The sequence below is a fragment of the Pseudomonas sp. PVC-3-1 genome, from assembly GCF_057444315.1.
This window is the reverse complement of sequence record NZ_CM172023.1, coordinates 6428093-6448230: the sequence shown is the minus strand read 5'-3', so window position 1 is coordinate 6448230 and position 20138 is coordinate 6428093. Positions and strand designations below refer to the sequence as shown.

Sequence of the window (20138 nt, the reverse complement as noted above, 5' to 3'; positions counted from 1 at the left end):
GCCCTCTTGGTGATGGGCTGGAAGCCCCGTGTTTCACGGTTCTGACACAGTCGTGTGGCACGCGCGTGCAAGCCCCTGGCAGCGAGGGGAAACCTTGCGCCATTGGTAGGATTTGATCGTTTTCTGAGCGATTCCAGTTCGAACTGTTTCTCGGACTGAGAAAATATCTTGTTAAAAATGGGCGGAATGGGCCTTGAAAGGCGTTTCTGAAATGCTTTGTAATACCCGCCGTCCATTTCCTACCCCCAAATCGCTGAGTCGCACTGACGTAGATCAAAGCCAGTGCTCACCCTTCGGTGCAGCGGCATAACAACAGGGGGCTGCCATCGGTGGGCTCCTGTCATAAGACGAGTCGGGCAATCCGCTCGTGCAATCGGTGTGCGACGCGCGCGCTTCAACAAGCCGCCAGTCCAGACACCACACGCTGAATACTCACGGAACGAATCAGCTGACGAAATCGGTTTCGCATCGCGAAGACCGGGCGACCTCCCTTTGCCTGGAATCCTTGCGGCCGCGTTCGTGAATCCATGACAGCCCTGGCAGGCGACCTGGAAGGGTCGCGGGTAACGAGTCGTCGAGCGATGCGTGGCGAAGGCTCATGGGCGGTGAAGCGATTTTCATCCACTAAGGCCGCAAGATGAAAAAAGAGCAGTACACAGGAATTTTGAAGAGACTTGCGTGGCTGCCGATGCTGATGCTCGGTGGTTGCAACATGGCGCTGTTCGACCCGAAAGGGCAGGTCGGCGCTGACGAGAAGTCCCTGATCATCACGGCAACCCTGCTGATGCTGATCGTGGTGGTGCCGGTCATCCTGATGACCTTCGCGTTCGCCTGGAAATACCGGGCTTCGAACACCAAGGCCACCTACATGCCGGACTGGTCTCACTCGACCAAGATCGAGCTGGTGGTATGGCTGGTCCCCTGCCTGATCATCGCCGTGCTCGGCTGGATCACCTGGGAGAGCACCCACAAGCTGGACCCGTACCGTCCGCTGGACTCCGAGGTCAAGCCGGTGACCATCCAGGCCATCTCGCTGGACTGGAAGTGGCTGTTCATCTACCCGGAACAGGGTATCGCCACCGTCAACGAAATCGCCTTCCCGAAAGACACCCCGGTGAACTTCCAGATCACCTCGGATTCGGTGATGAACTCGTTCTTCATCCCGCAACTGGGTAGCCAGATCTACTCCATGGCCGGGATGCTCACCAAGCTGCACCTGATCGCCAACGAAGAAGGCGTGTTCGACGGCATCTCCGCGAACTACAGCGGCGGCGGTTTCTCGGGCATGAAGTTCAAGGCCATTTCCACCTCCGAGCAGGGCTTCCAGGAGTGGGTCGCGAAGGTCAAGGCCTCGCAGCAAACCCTGAACCTGGAGCAGTACCCGGAGCTGGTGAAACCGACCGAGAACGTCCCGGCGACCTACTTCGCAACCGTCAGCCCCGAGCTGTTCTCCCACGTGCTGAACAAGTGGGAACACGCTGGCCACGCCATGGCGAAAGCCGAGCAGGCGGCCAAGGGCGAGCACGGCGAAGCGCATGAAGAGGCCGCCATGGCGGGCCACGACATGAGCAACATGCAAGGCATGCCCGGCATGCAAATGAATCCGAGCCAGGAGTAACCGCAGATGTTCGGGAAACTGACACTGTCGGCCGTGCCGTATCACGAGCCGATCATCGTCATCACGCTGGCCGTCGTAGCCCTGTTGGGCCTCGGTGTGTTCGGCGCGATCACCTACTACCGCAAGTGGACCTACCTGTGGACCGAATGGCTGACGTCCATCGACCACAAGAAAATCGGCGTGATGTACATCATCGTCGCCCTGGTCATGCTGCTGCGCGGCTTCGCCGACGCCATCATGATGCGCGGCCAGCTCGCGCTGGCTGAAGGCGCCAACCACGGCTACCTGCCGCCGGAACACTACGACCAGATCTTCACCGCTCACGGCGTGATCATGATCATCTTCATGGCCATGCCTTTCATGACCGGTCTGATGAACCTGGCCGTGCCGCTGCAGATCGGCGCGCGCGACGTGGCGTTCCCGTTCCTGAACTCGCTGAGCTTCTGGCTGCTGGTCGTCAGCGCCATGCTGGTGAACGTCTCGCTGGGCCTGGGCGAATTCGCCCGTACCGGCTGGGTCGCCTACCCGCCGCTGTCCGAGCTGGCTTACAGCCCGGGCGTGGGTGTGGACTACTACATCTGGGCACTACAGATATCGGGTATGGGTACCTTGCTCACGGGTATCAACTTCCTGGTGACCGTGTTCAAGATGCGCACCCCCGGCATGAAGCTGATGCAGATGCCGATCTTCACCTGGACCTGCACCTTCGCCAACATCCTGATCGTTGCGTCGTTCCCGATCCTGACCGCGGCCCTGGGCCTGCTGTCGCTGGACCGCTACTTCGACATGCACTTCTTCACCAACGAGCTGGGCGGCAACGCCATGATGTACATCAACCTCTTCTGGGCCTGGGGCCATCCTGAGGTGTACATCCTGATCCTGCCGGCTTTCGGTATCTTCTCCGAAGTCACCGCGACCTTTGCTGGCAAGAAAATGTTCGGCTACACCTCGATGGTGTGGGCGAGCGCCGCGATCACCTTCCTCGGCTTCACCGTTTGGCTGCACCACTTCTTCACCATGGGTTCGGGCGGCGACGTCAACGGCTTCTTCGGCGTTGCGACCATGCTGATCTCCATCCCGACCGGGGTGAAACTGTTCAACTGGCTGTTCACCATCTACCGTGGCCGCCTGCGCTTCGACACCCCGATCCTGTGGACCCTGGGTTTCATCGTCACCTTCACCATCGGTGGCATGACCGGCGTCCTGCTGGCCATCCCGGGCGCTGACTACCTGCTGCACAACAGCCTGTTCCTGATCGCCCACTTCCACAACACCATCATTGGTGGTGCGGTGTTCGGCTACCTGGCCGGCTTCGTCTTCTGGTTCCCGAAAGCCTTCGGCTTCAAGCTGGACGAGAAGTGGGGCAAGCGTTCCTTCTGGTGCTGGCTGGTCGGCTTCTACATGGCCTTCATGCCGCTGTACATCCTCGGCTTCATGGGCATGACCCGTCGCCTGAACCACTATGAAAACCCGATGTGGCAGCCGTACATGGTGGTGGCTTTCTGCGGCGCCGTGCTGATCTTCTTCGGTATCGCCTGCCAGCTGATCCAGCTGTTCGTGTCGATCAAGAACCGCGAGAAGCTGGCCGACCTGACTGGCGACCCGTGGGGCGGCCGTACCCTGGAGTGGTCCACCTCCTCGCCGCCGCCGTACTACAACTTCGCCGAACTGCCGAAGGTCAACGACATCGACGCGTTCCACGACATGAAGCAGACCGGTACCGCGTACCGAAAACTGCCGGCCTACGCGCCGATCCACATGCCGAAGAACACCGCCGCTGGCTTCTCCATCGCCGTGTTCGCCTTCCTCTTCGGCTTCGCCGCCATCTGGCACATCTGGTGGCTGGTGGGTGTTGGCTTCGTCGGCATGATCGCTTCGGTCATCGTGCGCAGCTACATCACCGACGTGGACTACTACGTCCAGCCGGATGAGATCGAGCGCATCGAAAACGCCAACTTCCAGAAACTCGCCACCGCGCAGCAGGTATAAAACCATGTCGACGGCAGTACTGAATCAACACCTGGTCGATACGCACGAAGCGGCGCACGATCACGACCACGCCCATGACAGCGGCGGCATGACGGTCTTCGGCTTCTGGCTGTACCTGATGACCGACTGCATCCTGTTCGCGAGCGTCTTCGCCACCTATGCCGTGCTGGTCAACCATACGGCCGGCGGCCCGAGCGGCAAGGACATCTTCGAACTGCCCTACGTGGCCGTCGAAACCGCGATCCTGCTGATCTCCTCCTGCACCTACGGCCTGGCCATGCTGGCCGCGCACAAGGGTGCCAAGGGCAAGGCCATCGCCTGGCTGGGCGTGACCTTCCTCTGCGGCGCCGCGTTCATCGGCATGGAGCTCAACGAGTTCCATCACCTGATCGTCGAAGGCTTCGGCCCGAGCCGCAGCGCCTTCCTGTCGTCCTTCTTCACCCTGGTCGGCATGCACGGCCTGCACGTTTCCGCAGGCCTGCTGTGGATGCTGGTGCTGATGGCGCAGATCGGCACCCGCGGCCTGACCGCGCAGAACAACACCCGCATGATGTGCCTGAGCCTGTTCTGGCACTTCCTGGACATCGTCTGGATCTGCGTATTCACCGTCGTCTACCTGATGGGGGCTCTGTAATGTCCGCTGCTGCACATCAACACGACTCCCACGGCGCCCACGGCCACGATTCCCACGGTGCCGGCCACGGCAGCCTGGGTTCGTACGCCATCGGCTTCGTGCTCTCGGTGATCCTGACCGCGATCCCGTTCTACATGGTCATCGACGGCGGCTTCTCGCGTCACGCCACCCTGCTGACCATGGTGATCCTGGGCCTGGTTCAGGTCGTCGTGCACCTGATCTGCTTCCTGCACATGAACTTCAGCTCCGAAGGCCGCTGGAACGTCATGGCATTCATCTTCACCGCCATCATCATCCTGCTGGTGGTCGGTCTGTCGCTGTGGATCATCTACACCGCAGACACCCTGATGATGCCGATGCCCTGAGGGCCGATGCCGTGAAACTCAAGCGTTATCTCCTGGTCGCCAAGCCGGGCATCATCTTCGGAAACCTGATCGCGGTGGCGGGGGGGTACTTCCTCGCCGCTCGCGGCAGCGTTGACCCGATGCTGCTGCTGGCCACCGTGATCGGCCTGTCCCTGGTCGTTGCCAGCGGTTGTGTGTTCAACAACTGCATCGACCGCGACATCGATCGCTTCATGGAGCGTACCCGCAGCCGTGTCACCGTGACCGGGCAGATCTCGCTGAAGGCCGCCCTGGCCCACGGTGTGGTCCTCGGCGCGGCGGGCTTCGGCCTGCTGGCGTGGAAGACCAACGTGCAGGCGACCCTGCTGGCCGCGTTCGGCTTCTTCGTCTACGTCGTGCTCTACAGCCTCTGGCTCAAGCGCAGCTCGGTCTACGGCACGCTGGTCGGCAGTCTCTCCGGGGCCATGCCGCCGGTGGTGGGTTACTGTGCCGCCAGTGGTCACTTCGACATGGGCGCGGCGGTGCTGCTGTTGATCTTCTGCCTCTGGCAGATGCCCCACAGCTACGCCATCGCGATCTTCCGCCTCAACGACTACCGCGCCGCCGGGATTCCCGTGCTGCCGGTGGAGCGGGGTATCGAAGCGACCAAGAAGCAGATCCTCTACTACGTACTGGCCTTCGGCCTGGCGACCCTGCTGCTGACCGTGACCGGCTTCGCCGGCTACGGTTATCTGGTGGTGGCGCTGGCTGTCAGCGCCTGGTGGCTGTTCATCGCGGTGAAAGGCTTCAGTGCCGAAGATGACCGCCGCTGGGCACGTCAGTTGTTCGCTTTCTCCATCATCGCGATCAGCGTGCTGAGCCTGATGATGTCCATCGACTTCCAGGCCATCCCGGCCCAGTCGATGCTGGCGGCGCTGTAAGGCTGCTCGGCTGTAACGAAAAAGCCGCCCCTCGGGGCGGCTTTTTTGTGCCTGGTATTTATCGGCGATACAGCGTTGTGTAGGAGCGAGCCTGCTCGCGAACGCTCTTTGCCGGCAGCACAAGGCTAGGGCGGTTCGCGAGCGAGCTCGCTCCTACAAGGGGCAATTCCCGCAGGAGCGGACTTAACCCGCCATTGCTACCCGATCAATGCAGCTTCAAGCGTGGCTCGGTACTGCGCCCGATACGGTCCGCAATCATCAGCAGCGCCGTGCGGAACGGTCCATACAGCGCCATCTGGTGCATGCGGTACAGCGACACATAGAACATCCGCGCCAGCCAGCCTTCCAGCTTCACGCTGCCCATCAGGTTACCCATCAGGTTGCCCACCGCACTGAAGCGCGACAGCGAGATCAGCGAGCCGTAGTCGGTGTAGCGGTACTCCGGCAGCGGCTTGCCATCGAGCTTCGCGACCAGGGCCTTGGCCAGCAGCGAAGCTTGCTGGTGCGCGGCCTGGGCGCGCGGCGGCACGGTGCGTTCGCTGCCATCGCCCATCGGGCAGGCGGCACAGTCACCGAAGGCGAAGATGTTGTCGTCGCGGGTGGTCTGCAGCGTCGAGCGCACCACCAGTTGGTTGATACGGTTGGTTTCCAGGCCGTCGATCTCCTTGAGCAGGCTCGGCGCGCGGATGCCCGCCGCCCAGACCTTCAGGCTCGCCGGAATGAACTCGCCAGCCGAAGTCCGCAGGCCGTCGGCCGTCACTTCCTGTACCGCCGACCCGGTCGCCACGCGCACGCCGAGTTTCTCCAGCGTCTGATGGACCGGTTGGCTGATGCGCTCGGGCAGCGCTGGCAGCACGCGCGGGCCAGCCTCGATCAGGGTGATACGCATGTTCTGCGGCTGGATGCCGGTGAGGCCATAGGCCGCCAGTTCCTGCGCCGCATGGTGCAGCTCGGCGGACAGTTCGACACCCGTGGCGCCGGCACCAACGATGGCGACGCTGATCTGGTCGTCCTTGTCCTGCCCAGCGTGGGCGCGCAGGTAGTGGGTCAGCAATTGCTTGTGGAAGCGCTCGGCCTGCTCGCGGGTATCCAGGAAGATGCAGTGATCCGCCGCTCCGGCAGTGCCGAAGTCGTTGGTGGTGCTACCGATGGACAGGACCAGCGTGTCGTACTCCAGGCTGCGCGCAGGCACCAGTTCTTCGCCCTGCTCGTCGAGCGTGGCGGCGAGCTGGATACGCTTGCTCGCGCGGTCCAGACCGTCGAGGCGGCCGAGCTGGAATTCGAAGCAGTTCCATTTCGCCTGGGCGACGTAGTTCAGCTCATCCTCGGAAGAGTTGAGCGAGCCGGCGGCGACTTCGTGTAGCAGGGGTTTCCAGATGTGGGTGAGGTTGGCGTCGACGAGCGTAATGCGCGCCTTGCCCTTTTTACCCAGGGTGCGGCCGAGACGGGTCGCGAGCTCCAGCCCGCCGGCGCCGCCGCCGACGATCACGATACGATGGGACATGGTGCATTCTCATAGCTTAAGGAATCCTGTATCGGCCCGTGGCGGCACGGCGCTCACGCAAGGTAGGCCAGGAGGCGGCTCAGCAAACCCAGGGCGATGACCACAGCGAGCAAGGCTCCCATCATCAGCCAGGGTTTGAACGGCGCTCGTTCGACCTGGTGCACGGGAGAGCTGAGGTAGTGATCGACCTTCTGCTGGTCTTCGGGGCTCAGGCGACTGGGCATGGGCGGCCTCCGTTTATAATGTCGAGCATTCTAGTAGGGCTTGGGCGGCCTCTCAATGCGCCGCCGATCAATGCAGCTTTGCGTCGGCGCCTATTTACAGGCCGACGCCCATGTCGAAAAGGATGCTGCGACCCAGGCTACTGCGCAGGAAGTCCGGCGCATCACTGTGGGCGAAGAGCACGCGGGCGAAAGTCGGGCCGACCACCGACAACGAGCGCCAACCCTGCCGCAGGTACTCGGTGGGCGGCGGAAAAGGGGTGTTGAAGTCCGGCGTCTCGCGCTTGAGGCTGACGAAGGCGAGCAGGTCTAGCTCACGTGGATCGATGCCGCGCTCGGTGTAGTTGTGCGCTTTCTTGCGCAGCGTCGGCGCCAGGCGCGCCTGCAGCTCCGCGCAGGGAATCCGCCGTGGTCGCTGCTCGCGGCGAATCAGTTGGTTGATGCTCTGGGCCATGCGCCGGCGTAGCAGTTCTTCCTTCCACTCCTCGTTGAGCCGGCGGCCCTGGTCGAGCACGAAGAACACCTCGAAGGTTGCGTCGCGGAACAATACGTCCGGCGGCTGCTGGGTTGGCGCAATGAAGTCTTCCTGGCGATACGGCACCTTCAGCGCCTGCAGCAGGCGCTGGCAGGCCCAGCACTCGCGCTCCCACTTGCGGGCGTTGGAGAGGAAGTCGTTGGCTTGTTCCGCCTGGCGCGTCAGCAGGCGCAGATAGTCGGACTCGTTCATGCTTCAAGCATAGTTGCTGGCGGGCGCGGGCGGGCGTCGATGGCGGTGTAGACTGTTGCCAATCATTGGCGGCTTCGGGCAAGGAGGGAGCGTGAGACGAGTGCTGGGCGGGATGCTGTTGATGGTGCTGGCGAGCGTGGCGTTGGCGCAGGAGTCGTCGGCCATCGGATGGACGCTGCTGGATCAGTTCGACAAGCCCTACACGGCGATAGCTGACCTGAAAGTGCTGCTGGTCGCCCACGACATGGCCGGCTCCAAGCTGGTGAAAGCCGCATTGTTGGATCGCCCGGCAGGCTATCTGGAGTCTCGTGGCGCGGTATTTGTCGCCGACATCAGCCGCATGCCTGCGCCTATCTCGAAGCTGTTCGCGGTCCCCGCGATGCGTGACTACTCCTATCGCGTACTGCTGGACCGCGAGCCGCGCGTGGCCAGTCGGTTCCCGGCCAAGGCCGACACGGTGACCTGGCTGCAGCTGGAGCAGGGCGCAGTTGTCGCCACCCAGCAGTTCGAGTCGGCTGAAGCCCTGCGCCAGGCGATGGAGCGGGGCACACCGTGATTGCCGCGCAGCTGCTGTCGGCGGAAACCCTGGAGATCGGCTGGGCGATCTACCTGCCCATCGTCGCCTGGGCCATCTGGCGCGCGCCTTGGCTGGAGCTGGTCAGCGACTTCCGCCGACAGCACCTGGTATTCGGCACCATGCTCGGGCTGTTCCTGCTCTGGCTGGTGCGGCGTGACTTCGCTTCCGGAGTGTCCTTCCATTTCATCGGCATGACCGCCGTGACCCTGCTGCTGGACTGGCCGCTGGCGATTATCGTCGGGCTGGTGGCGCAGATCGGCCTGTGCCTGATCGACCGCCAGGACTGGGCGGCCATCGGCGTCAACGGCCTCCTGCTGATCCTGATTCCGGTGCTGATCACCGAGGTGGCGGCAATACTGGTGGAGCGCCGGCAGCCGCGCAACCTGTTCGTCTACATCTTCTGCTCGGGCTTCTTCCCAGCGGCGCTGGCGGCAGTGTGCAGCCTGTTGCTGGGCCTCGGACTGCTGTGGATGGACGGGTTGTTCCCCATGCCGCCGTGGATCGAGGACTTCATTGGCTACCTGTGGCTGATCATGTTCCCCGAGGCTTTCATCAACGGCACCATCGTCACCGGGCTGGTGGTCTTCTATCCGGACTGGCTGGAAACCTTCAACCGTACGCGCTACCTGCAAGCGCCGTGGAAGGATGACGATGAGTCGCGTTGATGTTCGGCCATCTGCTAGGTCCATTGCCCCCGCGGTTTGACCCAGGTCAGTTCGGAAACGTCCTGCGATCAGGGAAGCTTGGCCCCCATTCGCAAGGAGATTGCCGATGAGCATTCACAGCTGGGCCGAACAGCGCCTCAACGAACTGCTGATCGAAGCCGAAGCGGCCGGGCAGGACCCGCAACTGGTGGTGCGCGCGCTGCTCAGCGTGGTGGTGCAGGCCAACTCGCAGGTTCGAACGCAGGAAGACCTGGGTCACGAACTGCACTTCCTCGCCGACAACCTGGACGAGGAGCGGGACTACTCGTTCATGCGCCCCTGATTGAAGGCCCCCCCATCCGCGGGGCTTTTGCTCTGTTGTAGGAGCGAGCTTGCTCGCGAACGCTCTTCCTTGCCGCCCCGGCGCTCGGGCGGTTCGCGAGCAAGCTCGCTCCTGCAAAAGGCGCCATCACCGAGCTGGAATTATCAGGCATAAAAAAGCCGCCCCGAAGGGCGGCTTTTTCACGGCTCAATGTCCGCGTGGCTTCTCCAGATCACCGGAGAACAGCTCATCCTCAAGGTTGTCGCCGGGAATGGCGTGCTCTTCCGCCGCCCAGGCGCCGAGGTCGATCAGCTTGCAGCGGTGCGAGCAGAAGGGGCGGTATTCATTCTTCGGGCTCCACTCCACGGGGGCGCCGCAGGTGGGGCATTCCACGGTCAAGGGTTGGCTCATGGTTGTCCTCCACGCAGGCCTAGATAGAACTGATGCAGACGCTCGACCTGCTGGTGCAGGTGGCCGAGGTCGCCATCGTTGAGCAGCACGTCGTCCGCGTGCTTGAGTCGGTCATCGCGCAAGGCCTGGGCCTTGAGAATCGAGCGGACCTGTTCTTCGGACACCTGGTCCCGGCGCATGGTGCGCTCCAGTTGCAGGTGTTCGGGGGTATCCACCACCAGCACGCGCTGTGCCATGCGGTACTGCCCGGACTCCACCAGTAGCGGCGAAACCAGGATGGCGTAGGGCGACTGCGCCTGCGCCAGGTTGCTGACGATCTCCTGGCCGATCAGCGGGTGCAGCAGCTGTTCCAGCCAGCGGCGTTCGTCTTCGGCCTTGAAGATGCGCTCGCGCAGGGCAGCACGATTGAGCTGGCCGTCCGGCAGCAGCATGGTGTCACCGAAGCGCTCGACAATCTTTGCCAGGGCAGGGCGGCCGGGCTCCACGACCCAGCGCGCGGCGTGGTCGGCATCAACCATATGTATGCCTAGCGAGGCGAAATGCTCGGCAGCGGCGCTCTTGCCGCTACCAATGCCGCCGGTGAGGCCCAGGATCCAGGGTTTCATGGTTCTCCTTTCAGCCGGCCCGGTGGCCGTCCAGATGCGCCGATGGGGCTCGGCGCAGGAGAAGGCTAGCGGAAACCGGCGAACTGCAGATAGGTCGCGGTTATTTGATCACCCCAGAGCAACGCAATCCAGCCGGCGATGGCCAGATAGGGGCCGAAGGGGATCGGCGTACTGGTTTCTGCATTGCGCAGGCGCAGCATGATCACCCCCAGCACCGCGCCCACCAGCGACGACAGCAGGATGGTCAGCGGCAGTACCTGCCAGCCACCCCAGGCGCCAAGCATGGCCAGCAGCTTGAAGTCGCCGTAGCCCATGCCTTCCTTGCCGGTGATCAGCTTGAACAGCCAGTACACCGACCACAGGCTCAGGTAACCGAACACCGCGCCCCAGAGCGCATCGCCCAGGCTGGTGAAGAGCCCGAAGTGATTGACGATCAGCCCGAGCCAGAGCAGCGGCAGCACCAGGGCATCCGGCAGCAACTGGTGATCGACGTCGATCATGCTCATCGCCAGCAGACCCCAGGTCAGCAGCAGCATCGCCCCGGCTTGCCAGCCGAAGCCGTAGTGCCAGGCGATAAAGGCAGAGAGCGCGCCACAGGCCAGCTCCACCAGCGGATAACGCTTGCTGATCGGCGCCTTGCAGGACGAACACTTGCCACGCAGCGCCAGCCAACTGACCACCGGGATGTTTTCCCAGGCCTTGATCTCGTGGGCGCAATGCGGGCACTGGGAGTTGGGCAGGACCAGGTTGTAGGTCGGGAGCTTATCGCCCTCCGGCAGGCCCAGGGTTTCCCGCGCCTGCTGCTGCCAGTCGAGCTCCATCATCCGCGGCAGGCGATGGATCACCACGTTAAGGAAACTGCCGACCAGCAGACCGAGGAGGGTGACGCATAAAACAAAGGCCAGCGGGGTGCTGGCCAGGAAGTTAAGAACGGACATGGGTTATACGACGTTGCCCAGTTGGAAGATCGGCAGGTACATGGCGATGATCAGGCCGCCTACCAGAACACCTAGGACCGCCATGATCATGGGTTCCATCAGGGTGGTCAGGTTGTCGACGGCGTTGTCGACTTCTTCTTCGTAGTAGCTGGCCACTTTGTCAAGCATGGCGTCCAGCGAGCCAGACTCTTCACCGATGGCGGCCATCTGGATGGCCATGCTTGGGAATACGCCGGTGGTACGCATGGAGAAGTTCAGTTGGGTGCCCGAAGAAACGTCTTGCTTGATCTTGTTCACTGCCGTGCGGAACACCACATTACCGGTAGCACCGGATACAGAGTCCAAGGCTTCAACTAGTGGAACCCCGGCGGCGAATGTTGTGGATAAGGTGCGAGCATAACGGGCTACAGCAGACTTGTAGATGATGTCGCCGATAATCGGGAGCTTCAGTACCCCACGGTCAACCATGTCTCTGAAAGGTTCTGATCGCCGATGAGCTTCCCTCAGAATGAAGGCAATGACGAACAGAGCGATCAGGACGATGAACCACCATGCTTGTAACACCTCTGAAATGGAGATAACCAAGCGTGTGAATGCTGGAAGTTCTGCACCAAAGTTAGCAAATACCGATTGGAATTGCGGGACGACCTTGATCAGCAGAATGGCTGAAACGATAACGGCAACCACGATGACCGCGATGGGATAGGTCATGGCCTTCTTGATCTTGGCCTTGAGCGACTCGGTCTTTTCCTTGTAGGTGGCAACCCGGTCCAGCAAAGTTTCTAGAGCACCGGATTGCTCGCCTGCATCCACAAGGTTGCAGTACAGATCATCAAAGTAGAGCGGCTTCTTGCGTAGAGAGTTCGCGAGGCTGTTACCCGAGGCTACTTCTTGCTTGATCTCATCGACCAGCTTGCGCATGTTTGGATTATCGAAGCCCTCGCCGATGATGTCGAAGGACTGCAACAGGGGGACGCCCGAGCCCATCATGGTTGCCATCTGTCGGGTGAACAAGGCGATGTCCATAGGCTTGATCTTCTTGCCCTTGCTCAGCAGCGAAATGCCTTTCTTTCGCACCTTGATCGGGTTGATACCCTGCTTGCGAAGCTGTGCCTTGACCAGCGCCGTGTTGACTCCGGAAAGCTCCCCTTTAACCTTCCCGCCCTTACGGTCAGTGCCTTCCCAGGTAAAGACACTGGTCCTCAATGCTTTTTCCGCCATGGATTAATCCTTGGTCACGCGGTTGACTTCTTCGAGGCTGGTGATGCCTTGCATCGCTTTCATCAGCCCTGAAGTGCGCAGATCGTTGAAGCCTTCTTTGCGGGCCTGTTCGGCGATCTGAATGGAGTTGCCTTCTTCCATGATAATCCGCTGCAGGGCAGGCGTGATTTTAACCACTTCATAAATACCCAAGCGTCCCTTGTACCCGCCTTTGCAATTCTCACACCCGACGGGGGAGTACAGCTTGAACGTGCCGATCTTGTCCGCCGGGAAACCTTCATGCAGAAGGGCTTCTTGAGGGATGTCATGTTCCTTTTTACAGTGCGGGCAGAGCTTGCGTGCCAGGCGTTGGGCAATGATGAGGTTGGTCGACGTGGCCAGATTAAACGACGCAACGCCCATGTTGAGTAGACGGGTCAAGGTTTCGGCGGCGCTGTTGGTGTGCAATGTGGACATTACCATGTGGCCGGTCTGCGCAGCCTTGATGGCGATCTCGGCTGTTTCCAGGTCACGGATTTCGCCGACCATGATCACGTCCGGGTCCTGGCGTAGGAAGGCTCGAAGCGCCTGGGCGAAGTCCATGCCCTGGCGCGGGTTGACGTTGACCTGGTTGATCCCCTCTAGGTTGATCTCCACCGGGTCTTCGGCGGTGGAGATGTTAATATCCGGCGTGTTGAGAATGTTCAGGCCCGTATATAGCGATACCGTCTTGCCCGACCCGGTGGGGCCGGTCACCAGGATCATGCCCTGGGGTTGCTTGAGGGCGTCCAGGTAGAGTTGCTTCTGCGATTCTTCATAACCCAGGGCATCGATGCCCATCTGCGCGCTGGAAGAGTCGAGAATCCGCATCACGATCTTCTCGCCCCACAGCGTAGGCAGGGTGTTGACGCGGAAGTCGATGGACTTGGTCTTAGACACGCGCATCTTGATGCGGCCGTCCTGGGGTTTGCGGCGTTCCGAAATGTCCAGGCCCGCCATGACCTTCAAGCGCGCGGATATGCGGCTCGCCAACTGGATCGGCGGTTTGGCTGTTTCGTGCAGCATGCCGTCAGTACGAAAACGAACCCGGTAAACCTTCTCATAAGGTTCGAAGTGGAGGTCGGAAGACCCGCCGCGGATGGCATCTAGCAGCATCTTGTTGACGAATCGCACGACCGGCGCATCATCGGCGTCCCCTCCGACGTCCTCGTCCCTTGCGGCAGCGCTGCCGCCCTCAACATCGATATTCTCGAGATCAATGTCGCCAAGATCGTCGAGGCCGCCTGTGGCGCTTTCGTACAGTTTTTCGATGGCGTCGCCAAGCTTGTCATCGTCAACCAGAATCGCTTCGGTGGTGAGCCCCGTGCTGAATTGGATGTCTGTAATTGCCTGGTGATTCGTCGGGTCTGAGACGCCCACGAATAGCTTGTTGCCCCGCTTCCATAGGGGGAGCGCGCGATGCTGGCGCACAAGCTTTTCAGACACCAGCTCCTTAGGAAATGTCTCACGATCTAGGCCGCCCAGGTCACAAAAGGCCACGCCGAACTGCTCTGCGGCGAGTTCAGTTAGCGGGCGGCTTTTGACCAGCTTGTTTTGTACCAGATAGGTGACCAGCGACAGCTTATTGCGCTGGGCCTGCTCCTGGGCCTGCCGGGCACTTTTCTCGTCGAGCAGCTGAAATTGCACCAACTGACGAGCGAGTCCTGACAGTACGACTTGATCGTTCATGGAAAATAGCCAGATAAGAGTTTCAAGCCTTATAACGCAGATGCGGTGAGGTGCCAAATCAGACGCTAACAGGTGTCAAAATTTGTCAGTTCCTGCGTAATTTCGCTCTGTAGAAACGGAGAAAACCTTCGAGCTCCGTTAATTTTGGCGCTGAACGTATTGGCATGGAATCTGCTTTCGTAACTGTCAGGTCCTACGACCGGCACCTAAACACTGGAGAGAATTATGAAGGCTCAAAAAGGTTTTACTCTGATCGAGTTGATGATCGTCGTTGCGATCATCGGTATCCTGGCTGCTGTTGCTATCCCGCAATACCAGGATTACACCATTAAGGCCAAGGTCGGTAACGCTCTCACTGCGGCTGACTCGCTGAAAACTGCAGTTGCCCTGTGTGCCCAGGAGGCCGGCGGCGTTCTGACTTCTTGCGACACGGGTGCCGCTGGTATGCCGACCTTCACCGCAACCAAAGAAGTATCCGGCGCTACCGTTGCCGACGGCGTTATTACGCTGACCTTGGCTACCGGTATTGGCACTGGCGTTGATTCCCAGACCATTACTATGACTCCGACCTCCACTGCAGGGGGAAGCGCGCTGACTTGGTCCAATGCAACTACTGTGTCCAACACTGTTGCCTCGGGCGCGATCACCAAAAACAATATCGCTGCCGCTGCTCCTAGCCCGTAATGTTGTTTTAAGAAATGCGCCGCACTGCGGCGCATTTTTTTTGGAAGAAGTAATATTATGGCAAAAAGCAAGAGCCTTTTCTCGCCGAAGATCGACTTTCTCATGATCGGTGGTCTGTCGATTCTGTGCTATCCATTTTTTATTGTTCTGCGTGGGGGCATTGATGCCGCCAGCATTGCATGGTGGGCGTTGATTCTTGCTTTCTTTGTCAATGGGCCGCACTTTCTTGTTAGTTATCAGATTTTCTATGTGAGTAAGTTTGCTACGCTCTTTCGTGAGTTTCCGGCATTCTTTGTGGGTGTTGTTGTTCCATTCGTCCTAATAGCCCTGATCTCACTCGGGTTCAGTTTTGTCAGTAAAGCGGTTTTCGTCTATCTGCTCTATGCGATGGTGTTTTTGGTCGGCTGGCACTATGTCAAGCAAGCCTACGGTTGTTTCATCGTTTATTCAGGCGGGCAGGGCGTACGATTTTCTCGAGTTGAGCTGAATGCGCTCAAGTACTCACTTTTTCCATTGTGGTGGGCTTCCTATTCATTTTTCTTTGCGACGGTGGGAGACGGCGATTTTTGGGGGCTGAAGTACCAATCGCCGATTGATTTTGACTTAGAGTTGTTGAGCCAGGTGTTCTCCGCTGTCAGTATCCTGTTGATGATGGGGATTCTCATAAGGCGCTTTGTGCTTAAAATGCCGCTCCCCGGTCTTGTTGCCCTTACCCCGCTTGTTGCGATTTACCTGTGGCTCGCTCCTGTTTTTATGGATGCAGGATTTCTATACTTGGTGCCTCTCTTTCATTCGCTTCAGTACTTGCTGTTTAGCGGCGCCTACACCCGGGGACGTGTGCGGCAGTCGGGAAAAGGTTGGGCGGGGTATCTCCACTGGTGGGGCTTTGCTTTTACTGTAGCGGCAGTTTACTTTTATCTGTTACCTGTGCGGCTGGACGATGCTCTTGGGGTGAGTGAAATTTCACCAACTGTTTTCATGGTTGCGTTTCTGTTGTTTGTCAATATTCATCATTATTTTCTTGATAGCGTGATATGGCGCGGAACCAATGCTGAAGTCAGAAAATATGTGGTAATGCAATGATGTTTGCTCAGCTCAAAAGATTTGAGGATTTTGCAAATTATCTATGGTCATACCCAGCTACGCGCATTGGTGCGAGAGTAGTTGTATTCTTTATGATCGCAGGTTTTGCGATCTCCGCAATTCAGGCCTACCAGTTGCATAAGACTGTTAATTATTTGGTCTTGCTGGTGGGTGAGTCGATTACGCTGGGTTTGGTTCTCTCGGCCCGTGGGGCGCGAGCGGTTGGTTTATCTCTGGTTTCAATTTTAGCTGCGTTCACCGGCAGCTTCTATTATCTGTTTTTCAGTTTCAGTGCTCACTCAGTCAGCCTTGTTCCTCTGCGCCTCGCGGAGTCGATACAGATTACGGGAGTTCTTTTCCAGATTTTTGCGAAGCTTAGTCTGGGGCGCAGCTTCGGATTGGTACCTGCGAATCGTAATGTCGTCACCGGTGGTGCATATCGATTAGTAAGGCACCCGATCTATTTGGGGTACTTTATTGCTCATGTAGGATTCTTGCTCGGTGCTTTCAGCGTTCATAACCTAATAGTTTTGTCACTCCTCTACGGAGTTCAGTTTGTGCGAATTCTCGAAGAGGAAAAGGTTCTTCGCTTGGATCCACTTTACCAGAGTTATATGGTCAGGACGCGCTGGCGATTCCTGCCGGGGATATTCTGATGTGGTGTGCTTGTTGCTGATAGAGTTCGCAGGGTTGCGTTTTAGCCGAGCATCCTGCAATCTTTCGCGCCACTTGCCGGTGTAGCTCAGTCGGTAGAGCAGCTCATTCGTAATGAGAAGGTCGGGGGTTCGATTCCTCTTACCGGCACCAGATGTACCGCTCCGAATGATCCTGAATCATCCCGGAGCTCAGGAAAACCGGCCTCTTGGCCGGTTTTTTTGTGCCCGTATAAATCTGTATGCTGATGCACAATCCAGGTTTTTAGGGGTACAAATAGGGGTACGACCCAGTTCGATATTGCCCGTACCCCTAAAAGTGACGCTATGGCCCGTCCCATCACGCCTCTGAGCGATTCCAAGTGCGAAGCTGCCAAGCCGCGCGAGAAAGCCTACAAACTCGCTGACGGCCAAGGCCTGTACCTGTTTGTCCGCCCTAACGGCAGCAAGGTCTGGCGGATGAAGTACACCCGCCCCAATGGCAGCGAAAACACGCTTACCTTCGGCGAGTACGGCCGGCAGGGTATTTCCCTCGCCAAGGCACGTGAGAAGCGCAGGAAGGCCCGCGATCTGCTGGCGCAGGGTATCGACCCGGCCGAGCAGGCAAAGCGCGAGGAGGCCCAGGCGAAGAACGCCACTACCTTCGAAGCCGTCACCCGTGAATGGCACGCCGCCCAGGTGAAGCGTGGGAAGTGGTCAGCCGGCCACGCGGAGCGAATCCTTCGCGAGATGGAAGGGGATCTGTTCCCGGCCCTCGGTAAGCGGCCGGTGGAGCAGTTGAAGACTCGTGACCTGCTGGCGCCGCTCCTGGAAGTGGAAGCCCGCGATGCACTCGACATGGCGGCCAGGCTCAGGCAGCGACTGTGCGCCGTCATGCGCTACGCCACCCAGACAGGAATCATCGACTACAACCCCGCTCAGGACCTCTCTGGCGCGATTTCCACGCGTAAGACGGTCCATCGGCCGGCTTTGCCTCTGGAACGCCTTGGCGAGCTCCTAGAGCGCATTGACGGCTATAGCGGGCGCACGCTCACCAAGTACGCGCTGCAGCTCACTCTGCAGGTGTTCGTGCGATCGAGCGAGCTGCGCATGGCGCGGTGGCCGGAATTCGATTTTGATCGGGCCCTGTGGATCATTCCGCCGGAGCGCGAAGCTTTGCCAGGAGTGAGGCACTCCACCCGCGGGAGCAAGATGCGTGACGAGCACCTGGTGCCGCTGTCGCCACAGGTCCTAGCGATCTTGCGTCAGGTACACGAGCTAACGGGGAGCGGGATGCTGGTATTCCCCCATGACGCCTATGCCTCCAAGCCCATGAGTGAGAACACCATTAACGGTGCTCTCCGCCGGGTCGGCTACGACACGAAAACCGAAGTATGTGGCCACGGCTTCCGGACAATGGCGTGCTCCGCCTTGGTTGAGTCGGGGCTGTGGTCGAAGGACGCGGTAGAGCGGCAGATGAGCCACAAGGAACGCAACGGCGTGCGCGCAGCGTACATCCATCGCGCTGAACACATCGAGGAGCGCCGGCTGATGGTGAACTGGTGGAGCAACTACCTGGACGAAAGCCGTCACCGGCCGATCACGCCTTTTGAGTACGCCAGGCCGAGCGGGAGCAACGTGACAGAGCTACGGAGAGCAGCAGAATGAGCAAGCTGGCGAAGTTCAAAGGCTATCTGCGATTCGAAGAGGCTGCAGCGCTTCTTTCACGGCTAATCGGTGAGCCAGTATCGATCGACGATTTGCTTTATCTGCACGATAACGACTGGCTGCCTGTCTTCAGGCCTGGTGCATTTGAGCTGATCCCGTTGGCGCCAGCTTACCCACCCGAAGAGCAGGCTGAGCACATTCGGGATGGCCGCCCCTTCATGACTCCTCTGGAAGGGGAGCTGATGATCTGCCATGGCTTCCATCACCCCTGCGCGTATGTCTATATCGATAACATCAGGGTTTGGGCTCTCCAAAACGCTCGCGGCGAGTTTTTCGCGCTCCAGCCAATTGATTCGTTGGAGCTGTTGTCTCCCTTTGGCGATGCCGAGCCTGACATGGAAGAGTTGCTCATCGAGCCCAAGGACATTTATTGGTTTGCAGACATGGCAAACAAGGATGAGCCAGAGCCCAAGAAGCCCAGCCTCATGCGAGAAGCTCCGTCCCTCAACGTCGACGGTGGGCCACTGTACAACTTGGCTCCGAATGCAGATCAGTCGGAAGGGGAGAGGCCCAGCCAGGATAAGTACTCTGAAGGCAACAGACCTTCTCTGCTGCTAGCGCTATCGGCGCTGCTCGAGCTGGCCAGGGATGGAAGCGCTCGCAAGCGAAATGCCTCGGGCATCATTGCCGAAATTACGGAGCGATACCCGGAATGGCGCCTCAGTGAGAGCACCCTTCAAAAGCTCTTCGCTGCTGCGAATAGGGCTGCGCGGGATCAGGGTCTTTCTCCTGAGCGCGGCAAGTGAGCAAGTTGCACTAGCAAAGGTGGTTTTTGCAGTTGCAATGACTGTCCATCCGCCCGGTAGAAAGATGGCGCCGTAGTCATACGGAGCCATCTACATGCACACCCAACCCAAGCAATCGCCCGCAAAGGCGCTGATTCGAAAAACCTCCCTCTGCAGTTGGCTGGACATCACCCCTGGCGGTCTCGACAAGCTCAAGGCGAAGGACCCCAGCTTTCCCAAACCGATCAAGGACAGCCCGACCCGCCAAGCTGCTGCGTACTACGTCGTTGCCGAGGTGGAGGCCTGGCTGCAGAACAAGATCGCTAAGCGCGATGGTGCAGCGGTATGAGTGTCCTCGACATCTCGACCGAGGCGCAGCGCGCGCGCCTGCTAGCTCGGGTTCAAGAAGGCCCTGTAGATACCCTCACTGCTCGGGCTGAGCTCAACATCCTTCATCCGGCCGCACGCATCCAAGAGCTCCGCGATCGCGGCTATCCGATCAAGACCCACCTGGTAACCAAGACCGATGAGCACGGCCGCAAACATCAGCGGGTGGCGCTGTACTACATCGGCACGCTGCCCTGCGATGAGTCCAAAACTAAATGCGGGAATATCCCGCAATTGGATTGCTCGCAGCGTGGCCGGAAGGATCGGCGTAGGGCACGGCAGCCCATCAATGCGGTAAGCAAAGTGAGGCAGGACCACTTCGCTGTAGCGCGAGCTACCCGGGGCGCCTGCTCCGAGGGCGGTGCGTAATGGACACCCTTGCACTCACCTCCCGCCGGGGGTATGGTTTGCCCGTCACGGTAAATCCCGTGACCGGGATTGGCGTCCCGGACGAATTGGCGGACACACCGCCTACGAGCGGTTTTTTTGTGTCCGCTGCACGCGCGCACCTCTATGG

Annotated in this window: 23 protein-coding genes and 1 tRNA gene; 16 read left to right on the top strand and 8 right to left on the bottom strand. The window is 59.7% G+C overall.

What is annotated here, in order from left to right; translation table 11 throughout:
• Positions 1–637 precede the first annotated feature (637 nt).
• Genes cyoA through cyoE form a run of 5 tightly spaced genes read left to right on the top strand, consistent with a single transcriptional unit; the run spans position 638 to position 5505 of the window.
• On the top strand, positions 638–1618 hold the full coding sequence (gene cyoA, locus AC2T4A_RS29730; RefSeq protein ID WP_478377357.1) for a ubiquinol oxidase subunit II: 981 nt from the start codon (positions 638–640) through the stop codon (positions 1616–1618).
• Between the two features lie 6 nt (positions 1619–1624).
• Positions 1625–3607 carry a cytochrome o ubiquinol oxidase subunit I gene (gene cyoB / locus AC2T4A_RS29725; RefSeq protein WP_486742454.1) on the top strand — a complete coding sequence of 661 codons (1983 nt, stop codon included), beginning with the start codon at positions 1625–1627 and terminating at the stop codon, positions 3605–3607.
• A 4-nt stretch (positions 3608–3611) separates the two neighbouring features.
• Positions 3612–4241, top strand: a complete 630-nt coding sequence (cyoC, locus tag AC2T4A_RS29720; RefSeq protein WP_015475724.1) for a cytochrome o ubiquinol oxidase subunit III — start codon at positions 3612–3614, stop codon at positions 4239–4241.
• Entirely contained in the window at positions 4241–4606 is a 366-nt protein-coding gene (gene cyoD, locus AC2T4A_RS29715) for a cytochrome o ubiquinol oxidase subunit IV (protein ID WP_478377355.1), read from the top strand. Before cyoC ends, cyoD begins: the two co-directional genes overlap by 1 nt.
• An 11-nt stretch (positions 4607–4617) precedes the next feature.
• Positions 4618–5505, top strand: coding sequence for a heme o synthase (gene cyoE, locus AC2T4A_RS29710; RefSeq protein ID WP_065084247.1), 888 nt, complete (start codon positions 4618–4620; stop codon positions 5503–5505).
• Positions 5506–5710: 205 nt separating this feature from the next.
• Here the strand turns inward: cyoE and AC2T4A_RS29705 are convergent, their stop codons facing one another.
• The 3 genes from AC2T4A_RS29705 to AC2T4A_RS29695 all read right to left on the bottom strand — a co-directional run bounded on the left by AC2T4A_RS29705 (position 5711) and on the right by AC2T4A_RS29695 (position 7957).
• The gene (locus AC2T4A_RS29705; RefSeq protein ID WP_486742453.1) at positions 5711–7009 is read right to left on the bottom strand and encodes an NAD(P)/FAD-dependent oxidoreductase; all 1299 of its coding nucleotides are present in this window, start codon (positions 7007–7009) and stop codon (positions 5711–5713) included.
• Positions 7010–7062: 53 nt separating this feature from the next.
• A complete protein-coding gene (locus AC2T4A_RS29700; protein WP_416745740.1) occupies positions 7063–7233 on the bottom strand; it encodes a DUF3094 domain-containing protein in 171 nt (56 codons plus the stop codon).
• 94 nt (positions 7234–7327) lie between these two features.
• Positions 7328–7957 (bottom strand): DUF1780 domain-containing protein, encoded by a 630-nt coding sequence (locus tag AC2T4A_RS29695; protein ID WP_416745738.1) that lies wholly within the window; start codon positions 7955–7957, stop codon positions 7328–7330.
• A gap of 121 nt (positions 7958–8078) precedes the next feature.
• Here AC2T4A_RS29695 and AC2T4A_RS29690 point away from each other — a divergent pair, with 121 nt between their 5' ends.
• The 3 genes from AC2T4A_RS29690 to AC2T4A_RS29680 all read left to right on the top strand — a co-directional run bounded on the left by AC2T4A_RS29690 (position 8079) and on the right by AC2T4A_RS29680 (position 9521).
• On the top strand, positions 8079–8513 hold the full coding sequence (locus tag AC2T4A_RS29690) for an FAD/FMN-containing dehydrogenase (RefSeq protein WP_486743740.1): 435 nt from the start codon (positions 8079–8081) through the stop codon (positions 8511–8513).
• Entirely contained in the window at positions 8510–9199 is a 690-nt protein-coding gene (locus tag AC2T4A_RS29685) for an energy-coupling factor ABC transporter permease (protein WP_486742452.1), read from the top strand. Before AC2T4A_RS29690 ends, AC2T4A_RS29685 begins: the two co-directional genes overlap by 4 nt.
• A gap of 106 nt (positions 9200–9305) precedes the next feature.
• Positions 9306–9521: a hypothetical protein gene (locus AC2T4A_RS29680; protein WP_416745734.1), complete on the top strand. Its 216-nt coding sequence runs from the start codon at positions 9306–9308 to the stop codon at positions 9519–9521.
• Positions 9522–9707: 186 nt separating this feature from the next.
• Here the strand turns inward: AC2T4A_RS29680 and yacG are convergent, their stop codons facing one another.
• From yacG to pilB, 5 genes are all read right to left on the bottom strand, one after another.
• Complete coding sequence (gene yacG, locus AC2T4A_RS29675; RefSeq protein ID WP_416745732.1) at positions 9708–9911, bottom strand: DNA gyrase inhibitor YacG; 204 nt, start codon at positions 9909–9911, stop codon at positions 9708–9710.
• Positions 9908–10516, bottom strand: coding sequence for a dephospho-CoA kinase (gene coaE, locus AC2T4A_RS29670; protein ID WP_416745730.1), 609 nt, complete (start codon positions 10514–10516; stop codon positions 9908–9910). Before coaE ends, yacG begins: the two co-directional genes overlap by 4 nt.
• 65 nt (positions 10517–10581) lie before the next feature.
• Positions 10582–11454, bottom strand: a complete 873-nt coding sequence (locus tag AC2T4A_RS29665; protein ID WP_416745727.1) for a prepilin peptidase — start codon at positions 11452–11454, stop codon at positions 10582–10584.
• 3 nt (positions 11455–11457) lie between these two features.
• Complete coding sequence (locus AC2T4A_RS29660; RefSeq protein ID WP_416745725.1) at positions 11458–12675, bottom strand: type II secretion system F family protein; 1218 nt, start codon at positions 12673–12675, stop codon at positions 11458–11460.
• Positions 12676–12678: 3 nt separating this feature from the next.
• Positions 12679–14382, bottom strand: a complete 1704-nt coding sequence (pilB, locus tag AC2T4A_RS29655; protein WP_416745723.1) for a type IV-A pilus assembly ATPase PilB — start codon at positions 14380–14382, stop codon at positions 12679–12681.
• Positions 14383–14607: 225 nt separating this feature from the next.
• Here pilB and AC2T4A_RS29650 point away from each other — a divergent pair, with 225 nt between their 5' ends.
• From AC2T4A_RS29650 to AC2T4A_RS29615, 8 genes are all read left to right on the top strand, one after another.
• Entirely contained in the window at positions 14608–15066 is a 459-nt protein-coding gene (locus tag AC2T4A_RS29650; protein WP_416745721.1) for a pilin, read from the top strand.
• Between the two features lie 57 nt (positions 15067–15123).
• Positions 15124–16149 (top strand): hypothetical protein, encoded by a 1026-nt coding sequence (locus AC2T4A_RS29645; protein ID WP_416745719.1) that lies wholly within the window; start codon positions 15124–15126, stop codon positions 16147–16149.
• Positions 16146–16805: a methyltransferase family protein gene (locus tag AC2T4A_RS29640; RefSeq protein ID WP_416745717.1), complete on the top strand. Its 660-nt coding sequence runs from the start codon at positions 16146–16148 to the stop codon at positions 16803–16805. The genes AC2T4A_RS29645 and AC2T4A_RS29640 overlap by 4 nt, the downstream gene beginning before the upstream one ends.
• Positions 16806–16880: 75 nt before the next feature.
• A tRNA-Thr gene (locus tag AC2T4A_RS29635) sits at positions 16881–16956 on the top strand.
• Positions 16957–17129: 173 nt separating this feature from the next.
• Positions 17130–18449 carry a tyrosine-type recombinase/integrase gene (locus tag AC2T4A_RS29630; protein WP_486742451.1) on the top strand — a complete coding sequence of 440 codons (1320 nt, stop codon included), beginning with the start codon at positions 17130–17132 and terminating at the stop codon, positions 18447–18449.
• Positions 18446–19255 carry a hypothetical protein gene (locus AC2T4A_RS29625; protein ID WP_486742450.1) on the top strand — a complete coding sequence of 270 codons (810 nt, stop codon included), beginning with the start codon at positions 18446–18448 and terminating at the stop codon, positions 19253–19255. The genes AC2T4A_RS29630 and AC2T4A_RS29625 overlap by 4 nt, the downstream gene beginning before the upstream one ends.
• Before the next feature lie 94 nt (positions 19256–19349).
• Positions 19350–19583: a helix-turn-helix transcriptional regulator gene (locus AC2T4A_RS29620; RefSeq protein ID WP_486742449.1), complete on the top strand. Its 234-nt coding sequence runs from the start codon at positions 19350–19352 to the stop codon at positions 19581–19583.
• Positions 19580–19990 (top strand): helix-turn-helix domain-containing protein, encoded by a 411-nt coding sequence (locus AC2T4A_RS29615; RefSeq protein WP_486742448.1) that lies wholly within the window; start codon positions 19580–19582, stop codon positions 19988–19990. The genes AC2T4A_RS29620 and AC2T4A_RS29615 overlap by 4 nt, the downstream gene beginning before the upstream one ends.
• Positions 19991–20138 lie beyond the last annotated feature (148 nt).

What these genes read in the sequence shown, in the direction of transcription:
- AC2T4A_RS29665 (WP_416745727.1), bottom strand. Translation starts at nt 11,454, where the DNA reads ATGTCCGTTCTTAACTTCCTGGCCAGCACCCCGCTGGCCTTTGTTTTA.
- AC2T4A_RS29660 (WP_416745725.1), bottom strand. Translation starts at nt 12,675, where the DNA reads ATGGCGGAAAAAGCATTGAGGACCAGTGTCTTTACCTGGGAAGGCACT.
- AC2T4A_RS29640 (WP_416745717.1), top strand. Translation starts at nt 16,146, where the DNA reads ATGATGTTTGCTCAGCTCAAAAGATTTGAGGATTTTGCAAATTATCTA.
- AC2T4A_RS29700 (WP_416745740.1), bottom strand. Translation starts at nt 7,233, where the DNA reads ATGCCCAGTCGCCTGAGCCCCGAAGACCAGCAGAAGGTCGATCACTAC.
- pilB (WP_416745723.1), bottom strand. Translation starts at nt 14,382, where the DNA reads ATGAACGATCAAGTCGTACTGTCAGGACTCGCTCGTCAGTTGGTGCAA.
- AC2T4A_RS29615 (WP_486742448.1), top strand. Translation starts at nt 19,580, where the DNA reads ATGAGTGTCCTCGACATCTCGACCGAGGCGCAGCGCGCGCGCCTGCTA.
- AC2T4A_RS29645 (WP_416745719.1), top strand. Translation starts at nt 15,124, where the DNA reads ATGGCAAAAAGCAAGAGCCTTTTCTCGCCGAAGATCGACTTTCTCATG.
- yacG (WP_416745732.1), bottom strand. Translation starts at nt 9,911, where the DNA reads ATGAGCCAACCCTTGACCGTGGAATGCCCCACCTGCGGCGCCCCCGTG.
- AC2T4A_RS29705 (WP_486742453.1), bottom strand. Translation starts at nt 7,009, where the DNA reads ATGTCCCATCGTATCGTGATCGTCGGCGGCGGCGCCGGCGGGCTGGAG.
- AC2T4A_RS29695 (WP_416745738.1), bottom strand. Translation starts at nt 7,957, where the DNA reads ATGAACGAGTCCGACTATCTGCGCCTGCTGACGCGCCAGGCGGAACAA.
- AC2T4A_RS29620 (WP_486742449.1), top strand. Translation starts at nt 19,350, where the DNA reads ATGCACACCCAACCCAAGCAATCGCCCGCAAAGGCGCTGATTCGAAAA.
- AC2T4A_RS29690 (WP_486743740.1), top strand. Translation starts at nt 8,079, where the DNA reads ATGGTGCTGGCGAGCGTGGCGTTGGCGCAGGAGTCGTCGGCCATCGGA.
- AC2T4A_RS29680 (WP_416745734.1), top strand. Translation starts at nt 9,306, where the DNA reads ATGAGCATTCACAGCTGGGCCGAACAGCGCCTCAACGAACTGCTGATC.
- AC2T4A_RS29650 (WP_416745721.1), top strand. Translation starts at nt 14,608, where the DNA reads ATGAAGGCTCAAAAAGGTTTTACTCTGATCGAGTTGATGATCGTCGTT.
- coaE (WP_416745730.1), bottom strand. Translation starts at nt 10,516, where the DNA reads ATGAAACCCTGGATCCTGGGCCTCACCGGCGGCATTGGTAGCGGCAAG.
- cyoC (WP_015475724.1), top strand. Translation starts at nt 3,612, where the DNA reads ATGTCGACGGCAGTACTGAATCAACACCTGGTCGATACGCACGAAGCG.
- cyoD (WP_478377355.1), top strand. Translation starts at nt 4,241, where the DNA reads ATGTCCGCTGCTGCACATCAACACGACTCCCACGGCGCCCACGGCCAC.
- cyoA (WP_478377357.1), top strand. Translation starts at nt 638, where the DNA reads ATGAAAAAAGAGCAGTACACAGGAATTTTGAAGAGACTTGCGTGGCTG.
- AC2T4A_RS29625 (WP_486742450.1), top strand. Translation starts at nt 18,446, where the DNA reads ATGAGCAAGCTGGCGAAGTTCAAAGGCTATCTGCGATTCGAAGAGGCT.
- cyoB (WP_486742454.1), top strand. Translation starts at nt 1,625, where the DNA reads ATGTTCGGGAAACTGACACTGTCGGCCGTGCCGTATCACGAGCCGATC.
- AC2T4A_RS29630 (WP_486742451.1), top strand. Translation starts at nt 17,130, where the DNA reads ATGGCCCGTCCCATCACGCCTCTGAGCGATTCCAAGTGCGAAGCTGCC.